The organism is Brevundimonas sp. UBA5936 (assembly GCA_002430835.1).
Taxonomy (GTDB): Bacteria; Pseudomonadota; Alphaproteobacteria; order Caulobacterales; family Caulobacteraceae; genus Brevundimonas.
Genome location: DJDA01000020.1, coordinates 1 through 26401, shown reverse-complemented (window position 1 = coordinate 26401; position 26401 = coordinate 1). Strand labels below are relative to the sequence as shown.

At 65.9% G+C, this 26401-nt stretch carries 24 protein-coding genes, 1 tRNA gene and 1 pseudogene; 9 read left to right on the top strand and 17 right to left on the bottom strand.

Features of this window, described 5'->3' with window-relative positions; translation table 11 throughout:
* Positions 1-10: 10 nt before the first annotated feature.
* The 3 genes from gltX to B2Y21_RS01655 all read left to right on the top strand — a co-directional run bounded on the left by gltX (position 11) and on the right by B2Y21_RS01655 (position 3320).
* Positions 11-1426 (top strand): glutamate--tRNA ligase, encoded by a 1416-nt coding sequence (gene gltX / locus B2Y21_RS01665; RefSeq protein WP_292056334.1) that lies wholly within the window; start codon positions 11-13, stop codon positions 1424-1426.
* Positions 1427-1493: 67 nt separating this feature from the next.
* Entirely contained in the window at positions 1494-2795 is a 1302-nt protein-coding gene (gene gltA / locus B2Y21_RS01660) for a citrate synthase (protein ID WP_200165459.1), read from the top strand.
* 135 nt (positions 2796-2930) lie between these two features.
* On the top strand, positions 2931-3320 hold the full coding sequence (locus tag B2Y21_RS01655) for a cupin domain-containing protein (protein ID WP_292056331.1): 390 nt from the start codon (positions 2931-2933) through the stop codon (positions 3318-3320).
* Positions 3321-3435: 115 nt separating this feature from the next.
* Here B2Y21_RS01655 and B2Y21_RS01650 read toward each other — a convergent pair whose 3' ends face one another.
* The 6 genes from B2Y21_RS01650 to clpX all read right to left on the bottom strand — a co-directional run bounded on the left by B2Y21_RS01650 (position 3436) and on the right by clpX (position 10245).
* Complete coding sequence (locus B2Y21_RS01650; protein ID WP_292056329.1) at positions 3436-4284, bottom strand: pirin family protein; 849 nt, start codon at positions 4282-4284, stop codon at positions 3436-3438.
* Between the two features lie 170 nt (positions 4285-4454).
* A complete protein-coding gene (locus tag B2Y21_RS01645; RefSeq protein ID WP_292056326.1) occupies positions 4455-5627 on the bottom strand; it encodes an alpha-hydroxy-acid oxidizing protein in 1173 nt (390 codons plus the stop codon).
* 156 nt (positions 5628-5783) lie between these two features.
* Positions 5784-5860: transfer RNA gene (locus B2Y21_RS01640), tRNA-Val, on the bottom strand.
* A 46-nt stretch (positions 5861-5906) separates the two neighbouring features.
* Positions 5907-6182 (bottom strand): HU family DNA-binding protein, encoded by a 276-nt coding sequence (locus tag B2Y21_RS01635; RefSeq protein ID WP_292056324.1) that lies wholly within the window; start codon positions 6180-6182, stop codon positions 5907-5909.
* A 119-nt stretch (positions 6183-6301) separates the two neighbouring features.
* Positions 6302-8701: an endopeptidase La gene (gene lon, locus B2Y21_RS01630; RefSeq protein ID WP_292056322.1), complete on the bottom strand. Its 2400-nt coding sequence runs from the start codon at positions 8699-8701 to the stop codon at positions 6302-6304.
* A 275-nt stretch (positions 8702-8976) separates the two neighbouring features.
* Positions 8977-10245: an ATP-dependent Clp protease ATP-binding subunit ClpX gene (gene clpX, locus B2Y21_RS01625; protein ID WP_200167455.1), complete on the bottom strand. Its 1269-nt coding sequence runs from the start codon at positions 10243-10245 to the stop codon at positions 8977-8979.
* 196 nt (positions 10246-10441) lie between these two features.
* On the opposite strand from clpX, the gene B2Y21_RS01620 reads away from it, so the two are divergent.
* Positions 10442-11089, top strand: a complete 648-nt coding sequence (locus B2Y21_RS01620; RefSeq protein WP_292056319.1) for an HAD-IB family hydrolase — start codon at positions 10442-10444, stop codon at positions 11087-11089.
* Between the two features lie 6 nt (positions 11090-11095).
* On the opposite strand, the gene B2Y21_RS01615 is transcribed toward B2Y21_RS01620, so the two are convergent.
* Complete coding sequence (locus tag B2Y21_RS01615; protein ID WP_292056316.1) at positions 11096-12265, bottom strand: MFS transporter; 1170 nt, start codon at positions 12263-12265, stop codon at positions 11096-11098.
* Positions 12266-12380: 115 nt separating this feature from the next.
* Between B2Y21_RS01615 and B2Y21_RS01610 the strand changes: the two genes are divergently transcribed.
* Positions 12381-13190, top strand: coding sequence for an AraC family transcriptional regulator (locus B2Y21_RS01610; RefSeq protein ID WP_292056314.1), 810 nt, complete (start codon positions 12381-12383; stop codon positions 13188-13190).
* Between the two features lie 102 nt (positions 13191-13292).
* Positions 13293-14180: a sulfite exporter TauE/SafE family protein gene (locus B2Y21_RS01605; RefSeq protein WP_292056311.1), complete on the top strand. Its 888-nt coding sequence runs from the start codon at positions 13293-13295 to the stop codon at positions 14178-14180.
* A gap of 9 nt (positions 14181-14189) precedes the next feature.
* On the opposite strand, the gene B2Y21_RS01600 is transcribed toward B2Y21_RS01605, so the two are convergent.
* From B2Y21_RS01600 to B2Y21_RS01555, 10 genes are all read right to left on the bottom strand, one after another.
* Positions 14190-14873: a GntR family transcriptional regulator gene (locus B2Y21_RS01600; protein ID WP_292056308.1), complete on the bottom strand. Its 684-nt coding sequence runs from the start codon at positions 14871-14873 to the stop codon at positions 14190-14192.
* Between the two features lie 83 nt (positions 14874-14956).
* Positions 14957-15955, bottom strand: coding sequence for a 4-hydroxyproline epimerase (locus B2Y21_RS01595; protein ID WP_292056306.1), 999 nt, complete (start codon positions 15953-15955; stop codon positions 14957-14959).
* Between the two features lie 12 nt (positions 15956-15967).
* A complete protein-coding gene (locus B2Y21_RS01590; RefSeq protein WP_292056305.1) occupies positions 15968-16897 on the bottom strand; it encodes a dihydrodipicolinate synthase family protein in 930 nt (309 codons plus the stop codon).
* A 73-nt stretch (positions 16898-16970) separates the two neighbouring features.
* Complete coding sequence (locus B2Y21_RS01585; protein WP_292056303.1) at positions 16971-18410, bottom strand: aldehyde dehydrogenase family protein; 1440 nt, start codon at positions 18408-18410, stop codon at positions 16971-16973.
* Positions 18411-18449: 39 nt separating this feature from the next.
* On the bottom strand, positions 18450-19478 hold the full coding sequence (locus tag B2Y21_RS01580) for an Ldh family oxidoreductase (RefSeq protein ID WP_292056301.1): 1029 nt from the start codon (positions 19476-19478) through the stop codon (positions 18450-18452).
* Positions 19479-19735: 257 nt separating this feature from the next.
* A complete protein-coding gene (locus B2Y21_RS01575) occupies positions 19736-20452 on the bottom strand; it encodes a DUF6683 family protein (protein ID WP_292056299.1) in 717 nt (238 codons plus the stop codon).
* 169 nt (positions 20453-20621) lie between these two features.
* Entirely contained in the window at positions 20622-21398 is a 777-nt protein-coding gene (locus B2Y21_RS01570) for a DUF6683 family protein (protein WP_292056297.1), read from the bottom strand.
* Positions 21399-21479: 81 nt separating this feature from the next.
* A complete protein-coding gene (locus B2Y21_RS01565) occupies positions 21480-22133 on the bottom strand; it encodes a hypothetical protein (RefSeq protein ID WP_292056295.1) in 654 nt (217 codons plus the stop codon).
* An 88-nt stretch (positions 22134-22221) separates the two neighbouring features.
* A complete protein-coding gene (locus B2Y21_RS01560; RefSeq protein ID WP_292056294.1) occupies positions 22222-22620 on the bottom strand; it encodes a flagellar biosynthetic protein FliO in 399 nt (132 codons plus the stop codon).
* Positions 22617-23828, bottom strand: coding sequence for an EscU/YscU/HrcU family type III secretion system export apparatus switch protein (locus tag B2Y21_RS01555; protein ID WP_292056292.1), 1212 nt, complete (start codon positions 23826-23828; stop codon positions 22617-22619). The genes B2Y21_RS01560 and B2Y21_RS01555 overlap by 4 nt, the downstream gene beginning before the upstream one ends.
* 245 nt (positions 23829-24073) lie before the next feature.
* Between B2Y21_RS01555 and B2Y21_RS01550 the strand changes: the two genes are divergently transcribed.
* From B2Y21_RS01550 to B2Y21_RS15920, 3 genes and pseudogenes are all read left to right on the top strand, one after another.
* The gene (locus B2Y21_RS01550; RefSeq protein WP_349679411.1) at positions 24074-24814 is read left to right on the top strand and encodes a lytic transglycosylase domain-containing protein; all 741 of its coding nucleotides are present in this window, start codon (positions 24074-24076) and stop codon (positions 24812-24814) included.
* Positions 24815-24867: 53 nt separating this feature from the next.
* A pseudogene (locus B2Y21_RS15925) lies at positions 24868-25812 on the top strand (FHIPEP family type III secretion protein); the annotation flags it as partial.
* Between the two features lie 157 nt (positions 25813-25969).
* Positions 25970-26401, top strand: a 432-nt coding sequence (locus B2Y21_RS15920) for an FHIPEP family type III secretion protein (RefSeq protein ID WP_414632849.1), incomplete at its 3' end; no start/stop codon positions are given.

Sequence of the window (26401 nt, the reverse complement as noted above, 5' to 3'; positions counted from 1 at the left end):
CCCTGCCTCTATGACCTCCCCTTCCTCGACCGTCGTCACCCGCTTCGCCCCCTCGCCCACAGGCTACCTGCATATCGGCGGGGCGAGAACTGCGTTATTCAACTGGCTGTACGCCAAGGGGCGCGGCGGCAAATTCCTGATCCGCATCGAGGACACCGACCGCGAGCGTTCGACCGACGAGGCGGTGAAGGCCATCTTCGACGGCCTGTCCTGGCTCGAACTGTTCGGCGACGAAGAACCGGTCTTCCAGTTCGCTCGCGCCGACCGTCACCGCGATGTGGTCAATGAACTGCTGGCGACCCGCCACGCCTATCGCGACTTCCTGACCGCTGACGAGACCACGGCCCTGCGCGACCAGGCCAAGGCCGAGGGCCGCGATTTCGTCTCCCCCTGGCGCGATCGCGAACCGAGCGTCGACGATCTGGCCAAGCCGCACACGGTGCGCTTCCGCCGCCCGCTGGATCAGGCCGTCGCGGTCGATGACGCCGTGCAGGGAACCGTGCGCTGGGACTCGGCGTCGCTGGACGACCTGGTCATCCTGCGCTCGGACGGGGCGCCGACCTACAATCTGGCCGTGGTGGTGGATGACCACGACATGGGCGTGACCCACGTCATTCGCGGCGACGATCACCTGAACAACGCCGCCCGCCAGAGCCTGATCTATGACGCCCTGGGCTGGACGCGGCCGACCTTCGCCCACATCCCCCTGATCCACGGCCCGGACGGCGCCAAGCTGTCGAAGCGCCACGGCGCCCAGGCGGTGCACGAATACGCCGACATGGGCTATCTGCCCGAGGCCATGCGCAACTATCTGGCCCGCCTGGGCTGGGCGCACGGCGACGACGAACTGTTCAGCGACGAGCAGGCGCTGGCCTGGTTCGACCTGACCGGCGTCAACAAAGCCCCCGCCCGCCTGGACTTCGACAAGCTGGCCCACGTCAACGCCCATTGGCTGCGCCTGGCCGACGACGATCGCCTGGCCAAGCTGACCCTGGACGCCCATCTAGCGCGCGGCCGCACGTTGCAGCCGGACGACGAGGAACGGCTTCTGCGCGCCATGCCCTTCGTCAAGGATCGCGCCAAAACCATCCCCGAACTGGCCGATCAGACGGCATTCGTGTTGCAGGTGCGTCCGCTCGCCTTAAACGAGAAATCGGCCGGTTTGCTGCAAGGCGAAGGCGGGCAGCGAATTTCACGACTGCGTGAACGACTGGGTCTTTTCCAGAGCTGGGACGTCTTTGCTCTGGAAGCCGAGCTTAAAGTTTTCGCTGAAGAGGAAGGCGTAGGTTTCGGAAAAATCGGACCTTCCATGCGCTCCGCCTTGACGGGCGGCTCGACGTCGCCAGATATCGCACGCACTCTCTGCGCGCTCGGGCGCGACGAAAGTCTCGGACGCTTGGATGATGCGCTGCAACAGACTAAGTGATCACCCATAACCAACTCAGGCCGTCCGCCTCCCCGCGCGCCGGTCGAAAGAAGAACAAGGGGCCTAGATGACTGAACAAGCGAAACCCGCCGGCTCGGCGACCCTGTCCTACCAGGACAAGTCCATTGAGCTTCCCGTCCTCTCCGGCTCGACCGGCCCGGACGTCATCGACATCCGCAAGCTGTACGGCGGCACCGGCGCCTTCACCTTCGATCCCGGCTTCACCTCCACGGCGGCCTGCGAATCGGGCCTGACCTATATCGACGGCGATGAAGGCGTGCTGCTGCACCGCGGCTACCCCATCGACCAACTGGCCTCCAAGTCCAACTTCCTGGAAGTCTGCCACCTGCTGCTGCACGGCGAACTGCCGAACGCCGCCCAGTTCGAAGAGTTCGAGCAGAGCGTCACGCGCCACACCATGCTGCACGCCCAGTTCGACCGCTTCTTCGAAGGCTTCCGCCGCGACGCACACCCGATGGCGATCATGGTCGGCACCGTCGGCGCCCTGTCGGCCTTCTATCACGACAGCCTGGACATCCATGACCCGGTCCAGCGCAACATCTCGGCCATCCGCCTGATCGCCAAGATGCCGACGATCGCGGCCCGTGCGTACAAGTACCACATCGGCCAGCCCTTCATCTCGCCGCGCAACGACCTGTCGTACGCCGAGAACTTCCTGCGCATGTGCTTCGCCGTGCCGGCCGAGGACTATCATGTCGATCCGGCCCTGGTGCGCGCCATGGACCGCATCTTCATCCTGCACGCCGACCACGAGCAGAACGCCTCGACCTCGACCGTTCGCCTGGCCGGTTCGTCGGGCGCCAACCCCTTCGCCTGTATCGCCGCCGGCATCGCCTGCCTGTGGGGCCCGTCGCATGGCGGCGCCAACGAAGAGGCGCTGAACATGCTGAAGGAAATCGGCACCCCGGACCGCATTCCTGAATTCATTCAGGGCGTTAAGGACAAGCGCTACAAGCTGATGGGCTTCGGCCACCGCGTGTACAAGAACTACGACCCGCGCGCGAAGGTCATGCAGCAGTCGGCCTATGAAGTGTTGGCCGCCACGGGCCGCGAGAACGACCCGCTGTTCCAGGTCGCCAAGGAACTGGAAGCCGTCGCCCTGAAGGACGAGTACTTCACCTCGCGCAAGCTGTTCCCGAACGTCGACTTCTATTCGGGCATCACCCTGTCGGCCATGGGCTTCCCGACCACCATGTTCACCGTGCTGTTCGCCCTGGCGCGCACCGTGGGCTGGATCGCCCAGTGGCAGGAAATGATGGCCGATCCGTCGCAGAAGATCGGCCGCCCGCGTCAGCTGTATACCGGCCCGACCGAGCGCGACTACGTGCCGCTGGCTCAGCGCGGCTGAGCCGTCGCACAGCGCAGAATACGAAACGCCGGGGCGCAAGCTCCGGCGTTTTTTCTTGGCCTTGCGAAAGATCAAGGCCCGGCGCCTCAGGACGGGTTAAGGGGTGGCCCTCCCTGCTCTCCATGAGGATTCGCCATGCAAGGCTATCTCGACGACATCGAACGGGCGACGCTCGACAACGACGACTTCCGCCGGGTGCTCTACACCGGCCGCCACCTGCAACTGGTGCTGATGACGCTCCAGCCCGGCGAGGAGATCGGCGAAGAGGTCCACGAAGGCCACGACCAGTTCTTCCGCATCGAGCAGGGCCAGGGCCAGATCGTGATCGACGGCCTGTCCCGCCCGGCCGAAGCCGAGTCCGGCATCATCGTGCCCGCCGGCGCCCGCCACAACCTGATCAACACCGGGACCGAGCCGCTGAAGCTCTACACCCTGTACGGCCCGCCCGAGCACCGCGACGGCGTGATCCACCCGACCAAGGCCGACGAAGCCGAAGAGCATTTCGACGGCAAGACGTCGGAATAGGCTTCAAGCAAGACGGAAGACCTGACGCTGGGCCAGCATGGAACAGCGGCCCGACAGAGCCAGGCCCGGACGACATCGTCGCCATCGGGCCTGACTCGCGACCTCAGCGCCGTGCTTAGGGCGCGCTGAAAGGCGCGCCGAATCCGCCGGCGCGATAGTCGTGCATCGCCTCATCCAACTCGACCTCGGTGTTCATCACAAAGGGGCCGCGAGCGGCGACCGGCTCATTCAGCGGAGCCCCCGCCAGCAGGATGACGTGCAGAGCGGTGGCGGCGGTGATGGACACCACGCTGTCCTCGGCCTTGTGCTCCATCCACAAGGTCGCGTCGGGGCCGCCCTGCGTCGCCGTCGCGCCGAACGCTCCTTCGCCGTCGATCACGTAGAGAAAACCGTTAAAGCCCGCCGGAATGTCCTGGGTGAACTCCGCACCGGGCTCCAGACGAATGTCCAGCATCATCACCGGCGAATGGCTCTGAGCCGGTCCCGCCACGTCGCCGGAGCGCCCGGCGATAACCCGCGCCTCGACGCCAGGCTCGCGCCGCACCGGCATGTCAGCCCCCCGCAAGTCCTGATAGCGCGACGGCGTCAGCTTGTCCTTGGCCGGCAGGTTCAGCCACAGTTGCAGCACATGAACGAAGCCGTCATCAGCCGGAATTTCATTGTGGATCACGCCTCGGCCCGCCGTCATCCACTGGGTGTCTCCCGGCCCCAGTTCGCCCCCGCCGCCCTTGTTGTCCTCATGGCGCAGACGGCCTGACATCACATAGGTGACGGTTTCGAAACCCCGGTGCGGATGCGGCCCGAAGGCGCCGCGCTTGAAGCGGTCGTTCATCATCGACAGGAAGGGATCATGCTTCCGCCAGTCGCCCGGCATGACGGCGGCGCGTCCATCGCGGATGGCGTCGCGGTGCATGGGTTGCGAGCGTGTGACGCTGACGATCGCGCGTTCGGGGGTGTTCGACATGGCCGTCTCCTCGTTGCAGGCGCCCGACCGGGCGCCTTTGACCCGATGTGGGATGGGCCCTCTTGCGCAACAAGCGATCCAGGCCCCCTCAGCGTCTCACCAGCAGAACGCATCGGTGCAAATTTACACACCATCCGATCCATCGTCCCATTTCTGGAACTCCAGATACGCTAGGTGACGAACTTGCGGGAGATGTCGTCCACGGTGGCGCAACCGGACAGCTTCATGGCCAGCGCTAGTTCGGTCTTCAGTGTTTCGAACATGGAGGTGACGCCTGGCGCCCCGCCCAGGGCGAGGCTGTAGAGCGTCGGTCGCCCGACCGCGACCGCCTTGGCCCCCAGCGCCAGGGCCTGAAAGACATGAACGCCACGCCTTACGCCGCCGTCGAGATAGACCGGCACGCTGGAGCCTACGGCCTCAACGATCCCAGGCAAGGCGGTGATCGCCGCCGGCACCGTATCCAACTGCCGCCCGCCATGGTTGGAGACCTGGATCGCCGCCGCGCCATGGGCCACGCATTCCCTGGCGTTTTCAGGCGTCAGAACGCCCTTCACCACCACCGGCAAACCAGACTCGCGCGCGATGAATTCGAGGTCGCCGAATGTCAGATCGCGCTTGAAGACCTGAAACAGCTCCGCCAGCGTCGCCCCGACCGGCGCATTCGGCACGTTCGGGAACGGCAGCGTCTCGGGGAAGGCGAACCCATTGCGCCGGTCCGCCTCTCGATTTCCGGCCCACTCCAAGTCGACAGTAAAGACAATGGCCGTGCAACCGGCGGCCTTGGCGCGCTGCATCAATTCGCGATTCACGCCCGCATCCTTGGCGTAATACAGCTGGAACCACTTCGGGCCGGAACTGGCCCTGGCGATATCCTCCAGCGGCGTATTGGCCAGGGTTTGCGCGCAGAACAGGGCGCCGGCGTCAGCCGCGCCCTTGGCGCTGCCTCGTTCAGCCGTCGCGTGGGCCAGACCGTGGGCCGCCATCGGCGGCACGAAGACCGGCAAAGCGACCTGAGATCCGAGCAGTTCCGCACGAGTGTCCGGCTGCGTCACCCCCGCCAGATTGCGCGGGAGGATCTGTCGATCATCAAACGCCCGGACGTTTTCACGCAACGTCCACTCATCTCCGGCTCCGCCCGAGATGTAGCCGAACGGTCCCTTGGGGATCAGGCGCTGGGCTTCAGCTTCCAGATCCAGAAGATTGATGATGTCCAGCCGCTTCTCGGCCGTCCCGGCGACATAGGGCGCGCCGGCCTGCGCGCCCGCTCGCGTTCCATAGCCAAATGTGGTCGCCGCTGCGGCGAACCCCAGAGTAGAGATCAGGGCGTCTCTGCGACTTGGCATCGTCAGGCTCCAGTTCGAGCCCCCCTGTCTTGGATAGCACCCGTCTCGCCATGAGTCTTTATGGCGAAAATGCGTTCATCATCACGAGTTCTCGATAGCCGTGATGTCGCTACGGCGCAGACGACGCGCCGAACACACATATTGTCCAAAAAGGAATGGTAGGCGGCGACGGGTTCGAACCGCCGACCCTCTCGGTGTAAACGAGATGCTCTGACCAGCTGAGCTAGCCGCCCACATCATCCGACTCAGCGTCGGGACAGGCTTCATGCCCTGTGGCGGTCAGCCGTTCAAGGCGCTTTTCAAGCCTTCGCCGGGGCGAAAGCGCGCGGTGCGCGAGGCCGGGCGGGCGATCTCCTGGCCGGTCTGAGGATTGCGGGCCACGCCCGCCTTGCGGTCCACGGCGACGAAGCTGCCGAAGCCGACCAGGCGCACGTCGCGCCCCTGAGCAAGTGAACCCGTCACCTGATCGGTGAAGGCTTCCAGCGCCAGCTTGGCCTGGTCGCGGCTGATGCCCGCCGCCTCGGCCATGCGGCCGATCAGTTCCGTCTTGGTCATGTCTGCGGCTCCCCTCGCGAACGAAGCGCGCACTTAAGCCGCTGTCGGCGGGCGGGTCAAAAAGAAGGCGGTCCGGGTCCCCCCGAACCGCCGTCCTTCATCTGGTCAGAGACCCAGAGTCAGTGGCTGATGCTGGCCCCCTCGCCCGCCGTCGGGGCGGGCGGAGTCGGCGTCATCGGCTCGGCCGCCTCGTCCCACTCGACCGGGGTCGGCGTGCCCGTCAGGGCCCACTTCAGCGCCTCGTCGGCGGTGGAGATCGGCACGATCTCAAGGGCGGCCTTCACGTTTTCGGGCACGTCCTCCAGGTCTTTCTCGTTCTCCTGCGGGATCAGCACGGTCTTCACGCCCGAGCGTAGGGCCGCCAGCAGCTTCTCCTTCAGGCCGCCGATGGCCGTGACCCGGCCGCGCAGGGTGATCTCGCCGGTCATGGCGATGTCCTTGCGGATCGGGATGCCGGTCAGGACCGACACCATGGCCACCGTCATGGCCACGCCGGCCGAGGGGCCGTCCTTGGGCGTGGCGCCGTCGGGAACGTGGACGTGGATGTCGGTCTTCTCGAACACCGGCGGCTTGACGCCGATGCTGAGGGCGCGGCTGCGGACGTAGGACGCCGCCGCCGAGATCGATTCCTTCATGACCTCCTTCAGGTTGCCGGTCACGGTCATGCGGCCGCGGCCCGGCATCTTCAGGGCTTCGATGGTCAGGATGTCGCCGCCGAACTCGGTCCAGGCCAGGCCGGTGACGATGCCGACCTGATCTTCCGCGTCCGTTTCGCCATAGCGGAACTTCTTCACGCCCGCATATTCGGCCAGCTTGGCCGCATCCACGGTGATCGAGGCGGCCTTGGTCTTGGCCATCTCGCGCACCGCCTTGCGGGCCAGACCGCCCAGGGCGCGTTCCAGCGAACGCACGCCGGCTTCACGGGTGTAGTAGCGGATCAGGTCGCGGATCGTCTCGTCGGGGACGATCAGTTCCTCTTCCTTCAGGCCGTGGTCCTTGAGCTGCTTGGGCAGGACGTGGCGCTTGGCGATCTCGACCTTCTCGTCCTCGGTGTAGCCGGAGACGCGGATGATCTCCATGCGGTCCAGCAGGGGCTGGGGCATGTTCAGGCTGTTGGCCGTGGTGACGAACATCACCGGCGACAGGTCGTAGTCGACCTCCAGATAGTGGTCGCCGAAGGTCGAGTTCTGGGCCGGGTCCAGCACTTCCAGCAGGGCCGAGGACGGGTCGCCGCGCCAGTCGGCGCCCAGCTTGTCGATCTCGTCCAGCAGGACGAAGGCGTTGGTCGTCTTGGCCTTCTTCATCGACTGGATGATCTTGCCGGGCATGGAGCCGATATAGGTCCGGCGGTGGCCGCGGATCTCAGCCTCGTCGCGCACGCCGCCCAGCGACATGCGGACGTATTCACGCCCCGTCGCCTTGGCGATGGACTGGGCCAGCGAGGTCTTGCCGACGCCGGGAGGGCCGACCAGGCACAGGATCGGGCCTTTCAGGCTGCCGGTGCGCGCCTGAACGGCCAGATACTCGATGATCCGTTCCTTGACCTTCTCGAGGCCGTAGTGATCCTCTTCGAGGATGTCCTCGGCCTTCTGCAGGTCGATGGCCTTGGGCTTGGTCTTCGACCACGGGATCGACAACAGCCAGTCGAGATAGTTGCGCACCACGGTCGATTCCGCCGACATCGGCGACATGTTGCGCAGCTTCTTCAGCTCCGCCTCGGCCTTGATGCGGGCCTCCTTGGACAGGCGCGTCTTCTTGATGCGCTTTTCCAGTTCCAGCAGTTCGTCGCGCGCGTCGTCGGTCTCGCCCAGCTCGCGCTGGATCGCCTTCATCTGCTCGTTCAGATAGTACTCGCGCTGGGTCTTCTCCATCTGCCGCTTCACGCGGCTGCGGATCTTCTTCTCGACCTGCAGGACGCTGATCTCGCCTTCCATCAGGCCATAGACCTTCTCCAGCCGGGTCGGGATGACCACGGTTTCGAGCAGGGCCTGCTTGTCGGCGATCTTGACCGACAGATGGGCGGCGACCGAGTCCGCCAGCTTGGACGGATCGGTGATCTGGGGGATGGCGCTGAGGGCTTCGGGCGGAACCTTCTTGTTCAGCTTCACATAGTTTTCGAACTGCTCGATCACGGCGCGCAGAAGGGCTTCGCTCTGCGACGGATCGCCGGCCTCATCGTCGATCTCGACGGCTTCGGCTTCGTAATAGTCCTCACGGTCGGTAAAGCGGGTCAGGCGCGCGCGCGACTTGCCTTCGACCAGCACCTTCACGGTGCCGTCAGGCAGCTTCAGCAGTTGCAGCACCGTCGCCAGCACGCCGGTCGAATAGATGGCGTCCGTCGCCGGATCGTCGTCGACGGAGTTCTTCTGCGTGGCGAGCAGGATCTGCTTCTCGCCCTTCATGATCTCGTCGAGGGCGCGCACGGACTTCTCGCGCCCAACGAACAGGGGCACGACCATGTGCGGAAAGACGACGATGTCTCTCAGCGGCAGGACAGGGAGGATTTTGCTCTCGGTCATGATGCGTACTTTCCGGGGCCTTCGTGAATCTCAGACCCGCCGACCCGATCCGACTTGGCGTTACTGCCGCCTCGTCTCGACTCGACCCGCTATTTTTCAGCGGCTTTCGTGTGAGTATGTGGTTCTGTCTGGACGCGGTTCAAGCGTAACGGGGCGGCGGCCCACAGAAGCGTGAAAAAGCGTGTGATTTCAGACGGCCGCCTGGGTCGTCTCTGAAACGATGAAGGGGCGGCCCGTGGCGAGCCGCCCCTTTTCGCTTGGATCGGGCCTCAGCGTCAGGCGGCGCCGTCGGCCGTCTTCTTCTTGGTTTCCGAATAGATCAGCAACGGCTGGGCCTTGCCCTCGATCACCTCGGCGTTGACCACGACTTCCTCGACGCCCTCGTAGGTGGGCAGTTCGAACATGGTCTCCAGCAGCACGCCTTCCAGAATGGAGCGCAGGCCGCGGGCGCCGGTCTTGCGGGTGATCGCCTTCTTGGCCACCGCCGACAGGGCGTCGTCGGTGAAGGTCAGCGTCACATTCTCCATCTCGAACAGGCGCTTGTACTGCTTGACCAGAGCGTTCTTCGGCTCGGTCAGGATCTTGATCAGAGCGACCTCGTCCAGATCCTCCAAGGTCGCCAGGACCGGCAGACGGCCGATGAACTCGGGGATCAGGCCGAAACGCATCAAATCGTCAGGCTCGACCTGCTTGAGGATTTCGCCGGTGCGACGCTCGTCGATCTCCTTGACCTTGGCGCCGAAGCCGATCGAGGCCCCCTCGCCGCGCGCCGAGATCACCTTTTCCAGGCCGGCGAAGGCGCCGCCGACGATGAACAGGATGTTGGCGGTGTCGACCTGCAGGAACTCCTGCTGCGGATGCTTGCGCCCGCCCTGCGGCGGCACGGAGGCGACGGTGCCTTCCATGATCTTCAGCAGGGCCTGCTGCACGCCCTCGCCCGACACGTCGCGGGTGATCGACGGATTGTCCGACTTGCGCGAGATCTTGTCGATTTCGTCGATGTAGACGATGCCGCGCTGGGCCCGCTCGACGTTGTAGTCCGACGCCTGAAGCAGCTTCAGGATGATGTTCTCGACATCCTCGCCCACATAACCGGCTTCGGTCAGGGTCGTGGCGTCGGCCATGGTGAACGGCACGTCGATGATGCGCGCCAGCGTCTGGGCCAGCAGCGTCTTGCCCGAGCCGGTCGGCCCGATCAGCATGATGTTCGACTTGGCCAGTTCGACGTCGTTGTTCTTCGTCGCGTGGTTCAGGCGCTTGTAGTGGTTGTGGACGGCGACGCTCAACACCTTCTTGGCGTGGCTCTGACCGATCACATAATCGTCGAGGACGTCGCGGATCTCCTTGGGCGTGGGCACGCCGTCCTTGGAGGTCTTGAACGCGATCTTGTGCTCTTCGCGGATGATGTCCATGCACAGTTCGACGCATTCATCGCAGATGAAAACGGTCGGTCCGGCGATCAGTTTGCGGACTTCGTGCTGGCTCTTGCCGCAGAACGAGCAGTAGAGCGTGCTTTTGGCGTCTGTGCCGGCGGCTTTGGTCATAGACCCTTCTCACTATCCGCGATCCGCCCCGACATTGGGACGAAAGGCGCTTCCTTCACGATCGATCCAAGGAATCTATCATCGAAGGTCTTCAAAAAATGACAATCACCCATCACACGTTCCGCCACAACCCCGTTGCGGCGCCGCAGCGCGCTTCGGGGAACGGACAGGACAGATAATATGGGGATCACGGCTAATGTCTGACATGGGAAGCGAAAAAGCCTTTCACCAGTCCCCTGCCCCCGGCCAACTCATCGTCGCCTTCGATTTCGACGGCACCCTGACGATTCGCGACAGCTTCACCAGCTTTCTGAAATGGCGGGCCGGGCCGGTGCGCTGGCTGACCGGACTGGTGCAGATGATCCCGGCGGTCTTCGCCTATCTGGGCGACCGGGATCGGGGCCGGATCAAGGTCGCGTCGGTGCGCGAGTTCCTGATGGACGCCGACCGCAAGGCGCTGGAGGTTGAGGCCGAACGCTTCGCCGCCGAGATCTGGCCGCGCTTCATGCGCCCTGATGCGCTGGCGACCTGGGAAGACTGGGGCCGTCGCGGCGCCCATCGCGTCATCGTCACCGCCTCGCCCGAAACCACCGTCGCCCCCTTCGCCCGCAGGCTCGGGGCCGAGAACTTGATCGGCACCCGCCTGGCCTTCGACGATCAGGACCGCGTGCAGGGAACCTTCGTTGGCGGCAACTGCCGAGGCGAGGAGAAGATGCACCGCCTGCGCGCCGCCTATGGCGCGGACATGCAGTTGGCCGCCGCCTATGGCGACACCTCCGGCGACGCCCAGATGATCGCGGCGGCCGAGGAAAAGGGCTACCGCGTCTTCACCGCCCGTCCCTGACCGCGTTTAGGCGAGTTGGCGATCCCGCCCGGCGCCCAGTCCCAGCCCGACCATCAGGATGCACAGGGCGCCGCACACGGCCAGAGCCGGAGCCCAGCTGCCGACCGCGTCGTGCAGCGCCCCGATCGCGATCGGGCCGCAGGCGGACAGCAGATAGCCTACCGACTGGGTCATCCCTGAAAGCTGCGCGGTCTGCTCGGCCGAATGGGTCCGCAGACCGATGAAGGCCAGGGCTAGGATGAAGGCGCCGCCGATGGCGAAGCCGAACAGGGCGACCCAGATCATCGCCAGCGCTGGCGCAGCATAGAGGCCCGTCAGCGACGCAAGGCCCAACAAGGCGAAGCCCGCGGCCAAGGCTCGCTGGTCCTTCATCCGGCGCACCAGCGGCGCCAGAACCAGCCCCGGCGCCGCCGTGGCCAGTTGCATTACGCCGTGCAGACCGCCCGCCGTCTCGGGCGACGCTCCTGCGCTCGTCAGGATCGACGGCAGCCAGGCCGCCACTGCGTAGTAGACGAAGGAGTTCACGCCGAAGAAGAGCGTCACCTGCCACGCCAGGCCGGATCGCCACACCGAGACGCCGCTCACGCCCGCCGCAGCCTTGGACGCAGGCGTAGAACGGCGGCGCAACTGCGGAACCCAGACCAGAGCCGCCGCCGTCGGCAGGGCGATCAGCGCCGCCAGCGCCAACCGCCAATCGAACGCCTGCGCCAGGGGAACCATCACGGCCGACGCCCCGGCCGAAGCCACGCCCATGGTGATGGCGTAGAGAGTGGTCAGCCGGGTGATCTGATCGGGAAAGTCCCGCTTCAACAGGCTGGGCAGCAAGGTGTTGCCGACGGCGATGCCCGCGCCGAGCGTCATCGATCCCAGATAGAGCGCCCACAACGGCCCGGCCGACCGGATCGCGACGCCCGCGATCATGGCGACCAGCGCCAGGAAGATCGCCCGCTCCAGGCCCACCGCCCTGGCCAGTCGCGCCGCGAACGGCGAGACGACGAAGAAGGCCAGCAACGGCAAGGTGATCAAGAAACCCGCCTGGCTCGCCCCCAGGCCGAACGCCTGGCCGATATCGCCGAGCAGCGGGCCCGCCCCCGTGAACGTCCCGCGCAGGGTGCTGGCCACCAGCAGAACGCCGGCGACGACCCAGAACGGGTGCAGGAAAGAACGCGAAGTCATGACAGGCCGCCAGGGAAAGACGCCTCGGGGAGGAAGGCCGGCCCACACTAGCGATGGAGCAATCGGCGAACTTCGGATATTCAGACATGAAGTTTTGATAATCGGTCAGATCGCCATGACCTCGCTGCACGCCTGCTTCCAGAGCTTCGATCCCGACGCCTTTCCTCAGGCCGCCGTCGCCGTCAGCCTGGGCGGATCGGCCCATGACGTCGAACTGCCCCTGCACACCCATCGCAAGGCCCAGCTCGTCGTCGCGCTTCAGGGCGGGGTCATGTGCCGGACGCAGGACGGCCTGTGGATGGCGCCCCTCGGCGGCGGCGTCTGGGCGCCGGGCGGCACGCCGCACAGCAACCGCGTCACCGCCAACGGCCGCGTCTGCATGCTGTTCGTCGAGCCGGACGTGCCCGGCCTGCCCGACCGCTGCTGCACCCTGTCGCTCAGCCCCATGCTGATCGAGCTGATCCGCCATCTCGCCCGACAGCCCACGCCCGACTATGCGCCCGGCGGCCACCTGGACCGGATCGCCCAGGTCGTTCTGGAAGAGTTGCGGCGGACGGAGATCGCGGCCCTGCACCTGCCCATCCCCGCCTCGCCCGCCCTGCGCCGCATCGCCGAGGCCCTGATCGAGCACCCCGGCGACCGATCCACCGTGGGCGAATGGGCGCGCCGCGTCGCCATGAGCGAACGCACCCTGACCCGGCTGGTCATGCGCGAAACGGCCATGAATTTCAGCCGCTGGCGTCAGCAGTTGCAGATCGTCCTGGCCTTGCAACGACTGTCCTCCGGCGCCTCGGTCCAGAGCGTCGCCTATGACCTGGGCTATGAGTCCGCCAGCGCCTTCATCACCATGTTCAAGGCCGCCATGGGCAAGCCGCCCGCCAAATACATCGCGGCGGCCGATCCTCGCGCGCTCGACCAATCCTGAACGCCGAAAGCAATCAACGTATATTGTATCTGATTTACAGGCGTGTTTTCCTTCGGCTCAGACCGTCCGGCAAGGGCGGCGAGACCTCGGGGGAGGGAAACCATGATCGTAGCCGTTCTGCTGACGGCGCTGGCGCTGCTGGCCGCCTATTACGCCGTTCAACTGGTCCGCACGGCCAGGGCGCGCGGCGAACTCAGGCCCAAGGCCGAAGGCGTGGCCATCGGCGCGGTCGCCAACTTCTTCGACGCCCTGGGCATCGGATCGTTCGCGCCGACGACGGCCTGGCTGCGGTTCCGCAAGCTGGTTCCCGACAGCTTCCTGCCCGCCGTGCTGAACGCGGGTCACTGCCTGCCCACGGTGATGCAGGGTCTGGTCTTCATGAAGCTGATCCAGGTCGACCCGGTGCTGCTGATCGCCTGTATCGGCGCCTCGATCCTGGGGGCCGTGATCGGCGCGCCCATCGTGCTGCGCCTGCCGGTGCGGGCGGTGCAACTGGTGGTCGGCGCGGCCCTGCTGATCGCCGCCGCCCTCTACGCCATGACCAATCTGAACCTGATGCCCGCAGGCGGCGAGGCGGTGTCGCTAGAGGGAAACCTGTTCATCGTCGCCGTCCTCGCCCACCTGGTCATGGGCGCGCTGATGAGCTTCGGCATCGGCCTCTATGCGCCGTCCCTGATCATGCTCAGTCTCATGGGAATGAACCCGACGGCGGCCTTTCCCATCATGATGGGCGCCTGCGCCTTCCTGATGCCTGTGTCGAGCCTGCGCTTCATCAAGAGCGAGCGCATCGACCTGCGGCTGGTGCTGGGCATGGCGATCGGCGGGATACCGGCTGTGCTGCTGGCCGCCTTCGTCATCACCTCCCTGCCGCTGACAGTGCTGCGCTGGGGCGTGGTGGTGGTGGTCCTCTACGCCGCCGCCAGCCTGCTGACGACCGCCCTGAAATCAGCGCAGCCCGTCGCCGCCCCCGCAGACATCAAGGAGAGCTGAGCCCCTCGGTCAGGACGCCTTGCGTTCCGCCTCAGCCGCTTCGAGCTCGAACTCCTCGCGCAGGTCACGCAAGGTGTGCGCAAGGTGCGCGTTCGCCAGGCGACGCACGGCGTCGGCGTCCCGATCCAGCCACGCCCGCAGGATTTCGCGGTGTTCGGCCTCGGCCGTCAGGTGGCGGCCCTTGTGCTCCAGGTGCTTGCGGACGTAGCGGTCCGCCATGACGTGCAGGCGGGCGGTGATCTCGGCCGTCAACACTCGCTGGCCCGGCTGCACCAGGGCCATGTGGAAGGCGCGGTTCAACGGCCCGACGCTAGGCAGATGAGCGGCCGCCGCAGCATCCAGTTCGGCCAGCACGCGCTGAGCCGTGGCGCGCTGGGCGTCGTCCGCGATGAGGCAGGCCTGGGCCGCCGCTTCCGGCTCCAGTTGTAAGCGCAGTTCATAGATTTCCTCGGCCTCGGCCGCGCTCATGCCGCGCACGAAGAAGCCCCGGTTGGCGTGCGACACCACCAGACCGTCCTGCTCCAGCCGCACCAGGGCTTCGCGCAGGGGAATCTTGGAAACATTCAGATCAGCCGCCAGCGAATCCTGTCGGATCGGCACCTCAGGCGCGATCGCGCCGGACAGGATCATGTCGCGCACCACCTCCGTCAGGCGGTCGGACAGGGTGCGGACTTCAAGCGGGGCTGCGGCCATGCGGTTCATCAAATGGAAAAGGCTGGGCCGGTCGCCCAGCCCAGCCATAACCCGCAAAGTCCGCAATTACGATGTGGAATACGTCACACCACCTGGAAGCCGGCCCAGAAGGGATCGCGTCGATCCACCCAGATGGTGTTGAAGCCCGTGGCGATCGCCGATCCCTCGATCGAAGGCACGATCGCCTTGTGATCGCCCACCGTCGTCTCCGCCTCGACCCGGCCGATGAAGCGGCTGCCGATATAGCTTTCGTGGACGAAGGCGTCGCCGACCTTCAGCCGCCCCTTGGCGTGCAGATGGGCCAGCCGCGCCGAGGTGCCGGTGCCGCACGGACTGCGGTCGATAGCCTTGTCGCCATAGAAGACGGCGTTGCGGCCGTCGGCGCCCTGCCCCTTCGGCCTGTCGGCCCACAGGACATGGCTGACGCCGTTGATCGAAGGCTCGTCCGGGTGGACAGGGTGGAGGGCCGCCCGCACCCGTTCGCGCACCAGACCGCTCAGTTCGATGATGCGGCTGGCGCCCAGATCATCCAGCGCGGTGTAGGCGCCCTGCGGCTCGACGATGGCGTAGTAGTTGCCGCCGTAGGAGACATCGACGCTCAGCGGGCCGAGGCCCGGAACCTCGATCTCGATCCCTTCCGCCGCCAGATAGGCCGGGACGTTGCGGATGCGCACCGAGGTCACGCGGTCCCCCTCGGTCTCATAGGCGATGTCGAGAACGCCCGCCGGAACCTCGACCTTCAGCCGCCCCGGCGTGCGCGGCCGGATCAGGCCATGCTCAATGCCGAAGGTGATCATGCCGATGGTCCCGTGGCCGCACATGGGCAGGCAGCCGCTGGTCTCGATGAAGAGAATGCCCGCGTCCGCATCCGGCAGGGTCGGCGGATACAGGAAGCCGCCGCTCATCATGTCGTGGCCGCGAGGCTCGAAGCACAGCGAGGTGCGGATCCAGTCGTAGCGGCTGAGGAAATCCAGCCGCCGCTCGGCCATGCTCGCCCCTGACAACAGGGGCGCGCCGCCGGCGACCAGGCGAACCGGGTTGCCGGCGGTATGACCGTCAATGCAGAAGAAGACGTCGCGCATTCAGTATCCCGATCAGACGATCTTCACGGCCTTGCCCGAGCCGATCGGGCGCGTTTCCGCCGCCTTCTCGACCATGGCGATGACCTCGGCCCGGCGCGCGCCCGCCAGCGGCATACGCGGCATACGGACCCGCTCGCTGCCCCGGCCCATGATCATTTCGGACAGCTTGATCGACTGAACCAGATCCGAAACCGAATCCAGGTGGAGCAACGGCATGAACCAGCGATAGATCTCCAGCGCGCGGGCGATGTCGCCGTCCTTCACCGCCTTGACCAGGGCCACGGACTCTTCGGGGAAGGCATTGGTCAGGCCCGACACCCAGCCCTTGGCGCCCAGGATCATGCCCTCCAACGCCACATCGTCCAGACCGACCATAACCGCGTAACGGTCGCCCAGTTCGTTGAAGATGTCAGTGATGCGTCGCGAGTCCGGGGCGCTTTCCTTCAGGGCCACGATGTTCGGCACATCCGACAGACGACGCAGGTCGTCGTTGTTCAGCGTCTGCCGATACATCAGCGGGTTGTTGTAGAGCATGTTGGGCAGGCCGCTGGCCGCCGCCACGGCGCGGAAGTGAGCCTCCAGCTCCGCCTGCGTCGGCACATAGACCATGGCGGGCAACACCATCAGGGCGTCCACGCCGATATCCTCGGCGTCCTTGGCGTAGCGTTCGGCCCGCGCCGTGGTCAGTTCGCTGACCCCGGTGATGATCGGCACGCGGCCGTCGGCGACCTCGACCGCCGCCTTCAGCACGGCGCGCTTTTCTTCAGGCTCAAGCGAGTTGTTCTCGCCGACCGTGCCCATAACGATGATGGCGTCGACGCCGTCCTTGATCAGGCCGTCCAGCACCGTCTGGGTGGCGTTTAGATCGACCGCCAGGCCCTCATCGAATTGCGTGGTCGCCGCCGGGATCACCCCGCTCCAGTCCAACTTCGCCCCAGCCATAAGCCACTCCTCCTAAAGCGATATTATTATCGTATACGATATATGATTGTATGCAATGTCAAGCGAAGTTCGCCTATCCGGCGCTGTAACTGGTCTTGGTCAGGGTGAAGAAATCGGCCGCCGCAAAGCCCTGCTCGCGCGGGCCGTAGGACGAGGCCTTCGTGCCGCCGAACGGCACGTGATAGTCGACCCCGGCGGTGGCCAGATTGACCATGGTCATGCCCGCCTTGGCGCGGCGTTGGAAGTCGCGCGCATGCTTCAGCGACTGGGTGACGATGCCCGCCGACAGGCCGAACTCGACGCCGTTGGCGACGGCCAGCGCCTCTTCATAGTCCTTGACCCGGATGGTCGAGGCGACCGGGCCGAACACCTCTTCATTGTTGATGCGCATCGCCGGGTCGGTGTCGGCGATCAGGGTCGGCTCGACATACCAGCCAGGCGCCTCGCGGTTCAGGCGGCCCCCGCCGGTGACGACGCGCCCGCCCTCGGACGCAGCGATGTCGATGTAGCGATAGGAGGTCTCGCGCTGCGCCTCGCTGACTGCCGGGCCGACCTGGGTGTCGGGATCAAGGGCGTTGCCGACGCGCAGGGCGGCGACCTTCTCGGCCAGCGCCGCCACGAAGCGGTCGTGGATTCCATCCTGCACGATCAGACGGCTGGAGGCCGTGCAGCGCTGCCCCGTGGCGAAGAAGCTGCCGTCCAGCGCGATGTTCACCGCCCGGTCCAGATCGGCGTCGTCCAGCACGATCAGCGGGTTCTTGCCGCCCATCTCCAGTTGCACCCGCGCCTGACGCGCGGCGGCCCCGGCGGCGACGCCCGCGCCGACCCCTTGCGAGCCGGTGAAGCTGACGCCCGCCACATCCTTGTGGTCGACGATGGCCTGCCCCACCCGGCCGCCGCCGATGACCATATTCAGCACGCCCTTGGGCAGACCCGCCTCATGCAGGATCGCGACCAGGGCCTCGGCTGTCGCGGGCGTATGGCTGGCGGGCTTGATCACCACCGTATTGCCGAAAGCCAGCGCGGGCGCCGCCTTCCACGCCGGAATGGCGATGGGGAAGTTCCACGGGGTGATCAGCCCGAACACCCCGACCGGCTGGCGATAGGTCTGCACCTCCACCCCCGGCCGGGTCGAGGACAGGTTCTGGCCGTGCAGGCGCAGGGCCTCGCCGGCGAAGAACTTCAGGATGCGGGCGGCGCGCGCCGTCTCGCCGATGCCCTCGGCAAGGGTCTTGCCCTCTTCGCGCGACAGCAGGCGGCCGACCGCCTCGCGCCGCTCCATCAGCAGCGTCCCGGCCCGGTCCAGCACGTCCGAGCGCACCTCGGGCGAGGCGCCCGCCCAGCCGTCGAAGGCCGCCGAAGCCGCCGCCACCGCATCATCGACCTCGGCCGCCCCGCCTGCAGGGGCCAGGGCCACCACCTCGCGCGTGTCGGACGGGTTCAGGCTCTCAACCGTTCCCGCCCCCCGGCGCTCGCCGTTGATCCAGTGGCTCAGTTCGATGGTGGCGGTCATGGGGCGTTTCTCACTGCGGGAAGGAGGCTGACGAAGGGCTCAGAAGCCCAACGCCAGAATCTGATCGTAAAGCACCTTGGGCGTGCGCACGCCGTGCGCCAGGCTGCGGGCGCGGGCTTCGTAGCGGCGTTGCGACGGCAGTCGCGCGCCCTGATCCGCGAAGGCGGCGAACAGGGCCTCGGCCCGTGCGGCGTTCGCCTCGGCGTCGCCCCCGCCCATGATGGCCGGATCAAAGGCCAGGATCAGCTCGCCGTGCATGGGCGCCGCCTTGGCGCCGTCGTCAAAGGCCATCGACTCGCGGCTGGTCAGATCGCCGATCAACGGCCCCGCCATCAGCTCGATCATGGTCGACAGGGCCGAGCCCTTGTGCCCGCCGAAGGTCAGCATGGCCCCGTCCAGCGCCGCGCGCGCATTCGTCGTCGGCCGCCCCTCGGCGTCCACGCCCCAGCCCTCGGGGATCGGCTTTCCGGCGATGTCGTGCAGCGCCATATCCCCGCGCGCGATGGCGCTGGTGGCAAAGTCGAAGACGTATGGATACGGCCCCGGACGCGGCCAGCCGAAGGCGATCGGATTGGTGCCCAGCAGCCCCTTTTTACCGCCCGCCGGCGCCACCCATGAATGGCTGGGGGTCATGGCCAGCGCCGCCACGCCCATTTCCGTCAACTGCTCGATCTCGGGCCACAGAGCGGAGAAATGGAAGCAGTTGTTGATGACCAGCGCCGCCACCCCGACGCCCTTGGCCTTCTGCGCCAGCAGCGGCGCCGCCCGCTCGAACGCCAGCAGCGAATAGGCATGACGCGCGTCAGCCCGCACCAGCGCAGGCGACACATCCTCGACCACAGGCTCCGCATCCAGCGACAGCTTGCCCGACCGGATCGTCATGACGCAGCCCGGCAGTCGGTAAAGCCCATGCGAGGCGCACTCGTCCCGCTCACCCGCCGTGATGACGCGAGCCACCGCCTCGGCGTGCGCGATCGACAGCCCCGCCCCCGTCAGCACCCGCCGCGACAGAGCGAACACCTCGTCCATCGACAGGGCGACCGTCTCCTGGGCCTCAAACACGCTCACATCGCTCTCCCGACCTTGAATCGTATACGATGCTGCCGGGATGCGCGCGAAACATCAAGGCCGATCAGTTCACGTCGACCGACGCCTAGGAGAGTTCGCTCATGTTATTGTCGACCTCGCCGCCGTCCCATGGCCCAAAACGCCAAAGCGATCAGACCGGCGCCCGCCAAACCCGCGACGCCGAAAACCCGCGCGCCCATAGGCGTCGCTGGCGGTTCAGTTGAAGGATTGGCCTCCGGGCTCTCGCCCTGCCCCTTTCAAGAGGCGGACACCAGGCCCGCGTCGGTCAACTGCAGTCGACGCAGATCAACGCCCATTTCGTTGCGGAACCGCGTAACAGCCGCATCGCCCAGACGCCGCATCATCGCCTGATCGCCCCGCTGCATCGCATCCACATAGGTCGCCTGCTGCACCAGGAAGTTCAGCATCAGCACCTCGGCCATCTCCTGGCGCCCGGCATCGCCCAGTCGCGCCACGGCGGGCGATCCGCCAATGACGCCACGCACCTGATCGCGAACAGCCAGCGCCTGGGTCCGATTGTTGTCGCCCTGATTGGCCATGATCCAATTGAGAATCCAATAGGCCGCCATGGCGTCGGCCAGATCACCAGTGCGCAGACCGTCCTCCCGCACGATGCCTGCCCAGCTGGCGATCGGATCGCCGCTCTGAAAAGCCGAACGCGTCCGTTCAGCGGCTTCGCGACCGGAAGTTCGTTCGATGAAGTCAGCAAACTGAGACTGAACGCGCGTCGATACAGCCGCTGTCGAGCGATAGGTCGTAGCCGCCGCGACACGGCTGCGCTCAGGCGGTCGAGGCTCAGAGGACGGCTCCGTCATATTGTCACGCACGGCGGCGTGCATCTGGTTCATTGCGTCCGCCGTCGCAAAGCCCTGGAAGGCGTAGTCCTGGGCGCGAGCCATCGGCGCGCTTGCCGCCGCACAAGCCATCACCGCCATGACCGCCAAATACTTCATAGCAAGTATCCTAACCCTGGCGTCGTCGACGCATCACGGCCCAGACCGCCGCAACGAACAAAGCTCCTGTCGCCAATCCGGTCGCCCCATAGGCAAGAAGGCCCGAAGACGACGGATCATGCGAAACTTCAGACGCGGGATTGGCCTTCGGGCTGTCGCCCTGCCCCTTTCAAGAGGCGGCCGTGAACCCGCTGCCGCCCAAACGCAATTGGCGCAGATCCACGTTCATCTCATTACGGAACCGCGTCCTCGCCGCGTTCTGCAAACGACGCTGCATCGTCGCGTCATTGGCCCGCATGGCGTCTTCATAGGCGACGCTCTGGGCGATGAAATTCAGGATCAACGCTTCGGCCATCTCTTGCTTCTGCGCATTGTTCAGAGCGCCGAACTGGGTGTTGCTGGTCATGTTCTGGCGCACCTGCGCCTTGACGGCCTGAACCTGCGAGCGATCCACCGAACGAACGTCGTTGGCTATCTGCCAGTTCAACACCCAATAGGCCGTCATGGCGTCCGCTACATCGCCCCGGCGCAGACCATACTGGGACACGTGCCCGCCCCAGCGAGCGAAGAAATCCTGATCGTTCATCGCAGCAGCGATCCCGGCCCCGTCACCGCCCGTCGAACGCACGAAGTCCGCGAACTGGCGTTTGACGCGCTCAGTGACAGCAGCCGAAGCCTGATAGGTCGTGGCATAGGCGCCCGCCCGAGACGTGCGAGCGCTCATAACGGGATCACTCGGCGCAACCCTTTCGCTGCGCTCCCGGTTGATGCCCATCTGCGCTTCCATCAGAGTGTTATTCATGATGGTGTTGGCGATATCGGCCGACAGATTGCCGTTGCTGAACGACGGCATATAGTCCTGCGCTTGGGATGTAGCTCCCGAAAGCAATGCGATCACGCCACCGAGCACAATGGCTTTACGAACCAACACCAGGCGCGATTTCATATCCATCTCCGATTTACATCCGACATAAACGCAGACAAGGGCGACGAGTTTCCTCGTCGCCCCACAGTCTTTTCTTTCGCCTTACCCCTGCTTACGGGCCAAGGTAGAGACCGATTCACCGATCGACTTGATGACCGTATTGAGCGCCTGAGTGATGAAGCCGATCTCCTGACCGACAGCCTGCATCTCGGCGCTGAGCGAGGCCACTTTGGGCTTCTTGCTGTCCTGAGCCTTGTCGATCTTCTCGCCCAGTTCGATGGCGCGCTCCATCTTGGAGTCGACGATCTTGCCCAAGGCTTCAGCCAGACGAACGAGGAAGCTCTTCTTGCCTTCGGCGCCGCCGCTCTCGGCGCCGCCCTCTCCCTCACGCGCCTTCTTCAGCGTGTTTTCCGTCAACTGGCGCACAACGTCATTGGCCTGACGCTCGATCTCACCGGCTTCAAAGGCGCCGCCGCCCACGGCCGAGGCCAATTGTTCCGAAGCTTCGGACAGGTTGCTGGCCGCGCCAGCAAAATCCCCCGTCGCCGCATGGAAGGCGCCCTGCGCGACATCGATCACCGCTTGAGGCAGGCCCAGTTGCTGACCGACCTGCTGGATCACCGCACTGCCGATCTGCGTCATCAGGCTCTTCAGAGCCACTGAAACCGCCAGTGAAGTGCCACCCGTGGCGACCGCCAGGGCCGCCGTGCTGACTAGGCTGCCGATGTTGAAGCCGCCGCCGCCGATGCCGAACATGATCTATCTCCGAATAAGTGTGCGTTTCCGGTTCGCCGGCCAGGCGCCTCGCCCGGAAACCCGACGACCTCACGAAACCACCCGTCCCCTATCCTCGGTAGTCAGGCCGTTCCCCAGCTAGGGACTTCCCTAGCCAACGGCGCAGGCGCGGCGGGACGCGAGCGGAGACAGCCGCCGTCTGAGCGCGCGCAGCCTCGGCACGAGCCGCGTCCTCGGCGATTTCTTCGGGCGTGCGGGCGCGCCGGTCCAGGACGGTGATCCCGCCCGCCGTGACGCCCAGCAGCAGCACCTCGTCGCGCCAGACCACCACCGTCGCCCGCTCGCGCGTTCCCAGCGGCAGCGAGCGGATGAAGCGGATGTCGTCGCCGCTGGGCGCGCCGCTTTGGACCTTCTTCAGCATACGGATGGAGAAGAAGGCCAGGCCCAGCACCAGGGCAAGGGCGACCAAAACGGTCAGGAAGTCCATCAGCAGGGCGAACGGCGTCATTGCGTCTCCGAGGGGGAAGCCACGCCGTCGTCCGGCATGGCGGGAAAGAGCGGGGCGCGGCGGGCGGATGCGTCTTCGGGCACGGCAACGTCGCCTCGGCCTTCGCCTTCCGCTGTCAGATCAACCGGTTCAAGCGTCTCGCCTCGCGCAACCTCGTCGCGCAGGCGGCGCGCCGTCAGGATCACTTCGGCGACCGCGGCGAACATATCCTCAGGCACCACGGCCTCGACCGGCACCTGTTCGTGCAGGGCGCGGGCCAAAGGGACGTTGCGGATGATCGGCACCCCTTCGCGCTCGGCCATGCCGCGCATGGCGCGTGCGATCAGGCCGTCGCCCTTGCCCGCCACCACCGGCACCACGTGCTCGCCGGGATCATAGGCCAGGGACACGGCGATGTGGGTCGGATTGACCACCAGGGCGGCGGCCCCGCGCACGGACCCGACGGCGCTGGACTGGGCCCACTCCTGGGCCAGTTCGCGGCGCCGCGCCTTGACCGTGGGATCGCCCTCCATGTCCTTGGCTTCCTGACGGATGTCGCGGCGGCTCATCCGCAGCCGCTTCATGAAGCTGAAGCGCTGATAGGCCGAATCCAGGATGGCGACGAAGACGAAGACCACCAGGGTCCAACCCAGCAGGTGGAAGCCCGCTGCGCCGAACGCGCCCAGCACCTCTCCCGGCTGGGCGGCGGGCAGGCGCAGGATGCGGTCGAACTGGCCGAACAGGATCAGCGCCGCCAGCCCCAGCAGCAGAGCCGTTTTCACCAGCGACTTCGCCACCTCGAACAGGTTGTCGGTGTTGAACATCCGCTTCAGCCCCTCGCCGGGGTTCAGGTGGTCCAGCTTGGGCGTCATCTTCTCCAGCGTGAAGACCGGCCCGGTCTGCAGGAACTCCATCAGCGACGCGAACAGGGCCACCGGCAACAGCAGCAGCGCCGTCAGATAGACGAACCGCCGCGCCGCCGACCACGCGACCTGCTCGAAGGCGTCGCCGAACGGCTGATCCATCACGCGGAACACGTCGTCGAACAGGGCCGCGAAATTCTCGAACACCGCCCCCGCCAGCATCAGGCCGACCAGCAGCCAGGCCAGCAGCACGGCGGTGGAGCCGACGTCCTTGCTCTTGGCGACGTCGCCTTTCTTGCGCGCGTCCTGAAGCCGTTTCGGTGTCGGCCGCTCTGTCTTGTCGCCGCCGTCGTTCTTCTCCGCCACGCGCGCTCCGCCTCATCGAACAGGTATGAAAAACATCAGGAACAAGCTGTGCCGAATACAGAAACAGCACAGCTTATGGTCAAGCTTATTCCTTCTCCGCACCCTGACAACTTCAGAATAAAAACAAGCTAGGGTTAACCCTACTGGCAAAAATTTTCATTCCCGATCTCGTTGACAACATTCATGAGCAATAATATCGCTGTCACACAAGATCGAAATTCACATAGCTTCGGGCGAAATACGAAGTGAGACAATTTTGCTCGGCAACAGGCACAGTAATACTTATAATTACTGCATGGAATCACTCCGCAATTGCGGAAGACTGTAGCTCCACCTCGTCGCAGCTGGTCGCTTCAGCCGCTTCCGTCAGCCGGTTTTCCCTGGCGCTGGGAAGCGGAGCGCTCGGATCAGGGTCTTGCTCGGCACACGCTCAGCGAGAGGCGCGGGCGGCACAGCAACTGCTGATCTACGACAATGAGTCGCCGACCGAGGTGATCGGTTCCTCGGAAACCGTTGTTTTTTACAAACCGCGAAGTTCCACGACCGGCTCGGGACCAGACCGCAGCAGGCCGCCGCACGGCGATCTGATCGCAGCAGCGGCGCGCGAGCACGACATCGATCCTGCCCTGCTACAGGCGATCATCAGCGTGGAATCCGCCGATAATCCCAACGCCCGCTCGCCCGTCGGCGCGCGCGGCCTGATGCAGGTGATGCCCGCCACCGGCCGCCGCTTCGGCGTCGCCGACGAGATGCGGCTGCACGAGCCGGAAACCAACATTCGCGCCGCCTCGCGCTACCTGAAGACGCTTCAGGGCATGTTCGGCAACGACCTGCGTCTGGTGCTGGCCGCCTACAACGCCGGCGAAGGCGCCGTGCAGCGTTACGGCCGCAACATCCCGCCCTACCGCGAGACCCAGGACTACGTACGCAAGGTCATGGCTCGCTACGACCAGCTCCTCACCGCCCGCCGTTCCTCCTTCCGATAGTTCTCACCGATCTCCCGTTCGGCCTGATCCGCCGGCAGCCACAAGGCGCGTCCATGTCCTTCGCCAGCCCGCTGAAACTGCTGGGCCTGCGCCACAACGGCGGAGGCGTCGGCCGCTATTCGGACCTGTTCCTGGTGGCGGGTGTGGCGGCGATCATCGCCATGATGATCATGCCCCTGCCGTCGCTGGCGATCGACGCCCTGGTGGCGATCAACATCAGCGCGGGCGTGGTGATGCTGCTGGTGTCGATCTACATCGCCTCGATCGTCGACATCTCGGTCTTCCCCAGCCTGCTGCTGATCACGACCCTGTTCCGGCTGGCGCTGTCGATCGCGACGACGCGGATGATCCTGCTGGAAGGCCACGCCGGGGCGATCATCAACACCTTCGGCAACATGGTGGCGGGCGGCAATCTGGTCGTCGGCCTGGTGGTCTTCCTGATCATCACCGTCGTGCAGTTCATCGTCATCGCCAAGGGCGCCGAACGGGTGGCCGAGGTCGCCGCCCGCTTCAGCCTGGACGCCATGCCAGGCAAGCAACTGTCGATCGATTCCGACCTGCGCTCGGGCCTGATCGACAAGGACGAGGCCAAGCGCCGCCGCCGCCTGCTCGAGATGGAGAGCAAGCTGAACGGCAATCTCGACGGCGCGATGAAGTTCGTGAAGGGCGACGCCATCGCCGGGATCATCATCGTGGTGATCAACCTGCTGGGCGGCCTGGCCGTGGGCATGCTGCAGAACGGCATGGATTTCGGCGCGGCGGTCCAGAAATACTCCATCCTGACCATCGGCGACGGCATGGTGATGCAGATCCCGGCCCTGCTGGCGGCCATGTCGGCGGGCCTGCTGGTGACGCGCGGCGGCGATTCCGAGACCGACGCCCACCTGGGCGCCTCGATGCACCGCCAACTGTCGGCCCAGCCCAAGGTCTTCCTGGTCGCGGGCGGTATGTGCTGGCTTCTGGCCCTGGTGCCAGGCTTTCCGACCGTGGTCTTCCTGCTGCTGGGCGCGGCGGCCATGACCGCCTCCATCATGATCGAGCCGCGCTGGCGCAAGTCGGCCGGGCGCAAGATGAGGGCNNCTGACCGGCCGCTCGTCCGCAGAGACCGAAGGGCCGATCGCCTCGACCCAGACACGGCCGACCGAAGGCGCCGCCATGACGCCTCTGCTGCTGGAGATCGACGGCCGCGCCCTGCGCGCGACCGATCCCGAGCGCCTGACCGCCGCCCTGGAGACCCTGCTGGACGAGTTCGAGGCGTCGCTGGGCGTGGCCCTGCCGCGCGTGACGGTGCGCTACGGCCCGGCCGAGGCGGCGGACCGCTGGCGGTTGATGGCGTTCGAGGCGCCCCTGGGCGCGGGCGATCCCGGCCCGGCCGAGGACGCGCTGGAGGCGACCCTGGCCGGCGTGCGCGGCCTGCTGCGCCGCAACGCGGGGATGTTCATCGGCATTCAGGAGGCCTCGATCTTGCTGAACCGCGCGGGCGAGAGCTATCCCGAGGTGGTCAAGGAGGTCGCCCGCGCCCTGCCCCTGGCCCGCATCGCCGAAATCATGCGTCGCCTGGCCGAGGAAGAGGTGCCGCTGCGCAAC

Excerpts from the sequence above, each read along its gene's own strand:
- B2Y21_RS01560 (WP_292056294.1), bottom strand. The coding sequence starts at position 22,620 with ATGACGCCGTTCGCCCTGCTGATGGACTTCCTGACCGTTTTGGTCGCC.
- gltX (WP_292056334.1), top strand. The coding sequence starts at position 11 with ATGACCTCCCCTTCCTCGACCGTCGTCACCCGCTTCGCCCCCTCGCCC.
- B2Y21_RS01610 (WP_292056314.1), top strand. The coding sequence starts at position 12,381 with ATGACCTCGCTGCACGCCTGCTTCCAGAGCTTCGATCCCGACGCCTTT.
- B2Y21_RS01565 (WP_292056295.1), bottom strand. The coding sequence starts at position 22,133 with ATGTTCGGCATCGGCGGCGGCGGCTTCAACATCGGCAGCCTAGTCAGC.
- B2Y21_RS01620 (WP_292056319.1), top strand. The coding sequence starts at position 10,442 with ATGTCTGACATGGGAAGCGAAAAAGCCTTTCACCAGTCCCCTGCCCCC.
- B2Y21_RS01655 (WP_292056331.1), top strand. The coding sequence starts at position 2,931 with ATGCAAGGCTATCTCGACGACATCGAACGGGCGACGCTCGACAACGAC.
- B2Y21_RS01600 (WP_292056308.1), bottom strand. The coding sequence starts at position 14,873 with ATGGCCGCAGCCCCGCTTGAAGTCCGCACCCTGTCCGACCGCCTGACG.
- B2Y21_RS01605 (WP_292056311.1), top strand. The coding sequence starts at position 13,293 with ATGATCGTAGCCGTTCTGCTGACGGCGCTGGCGCTGCTGGCCGCCTAT.
- gltA (WP_200165459.1), top strand. The coding sequence starts at position 1,494 with ATGACTGAACAAGCGAAACCCGCCGGCTCGGCGACCCTGTCCTACCAG.
- B2Y21_RS01595 (WP_292056306.1), bottom strand. The coding sequence starts at position 15,955 with ATGCGCGACGTCTTCTTCTGCATTGACGGTCATACCGCCGGCAACCCG.
- B2Y21_RS01570 (WP_292056297.1), bottom strand. The coding sequence starts at position 21,398 with ATGAAATCGCGCCTGGTGTTGGTTCGTAAAGCCATTGTGCTCGGTGGC.
- B2Y21_RS01635 (WP_292056324.1), bottom strand. The coding sequence starts at position 6,182 with ATGACCAAGACGGAACTGATCGGCCGCATGGCCGAGGCGGCGGGCATC.
- clpX (WP_200167455.1), bottom strand. The coding sequence starts at position 10,245 with ATGACCAAAGCCGCCGGCACAGACGCCAAAAGCACGCTCTACTGCTCG.
- B2Y21_RS01585 (WP_292056303.1), bottom strand. The coding sequence starts at position 18,410 with ATGACCGCCACCATCGAACTGAGCCACTGGATCAACGGCGAGCGCCGG.
- B2Y21_RS01645 (WP_292056326.1), bottom strand. The coding sequence starts at position 5,627 with ATGCCAAGTCGCAGAGACGCCCTGATCTCTACTCTGGGGTTCGCCGCA.
- B2Y21_RS01615 (WP_292056316.1), bottom strand. The coding sequence starts at position 12,265 with ATGACTTCGCGTTCTTTCCTGCACCCGTTCTGGGTCGTCGCCGGCGTT.
- B2Y21_RS01575 (WP_292056299.1), bottom strand. The coding sequence starts at position 20,452 with ATGAAGTATTTGGCGGTCATGGCGGTGATGGCTTGTGCGGCGGCAAGC.
- B2Y21_RS01650 (WP_292056329.1), bottom strand. The coding sequence starts at position 4,284 with ATGTCGAACACCCCCGAACGCGCGATCGTCAGCGTCACACGCTCGCAA.
- B2Y21_RS01590 (WP_292056305.1), bottom strand. The coding sequence starts at position 16,897 with ATGGCTGGGGCGAAGTTGGACTGGAGCGGGGTGATCCCGGCGGCGACC.
- lon (WP_292056322.1), bottom strand. The coding sequence starts at position 8,701 with ATGACCGAGAGCAAAATCCTCCCTGTCCTGCCGCTGAGAGACATCGTC.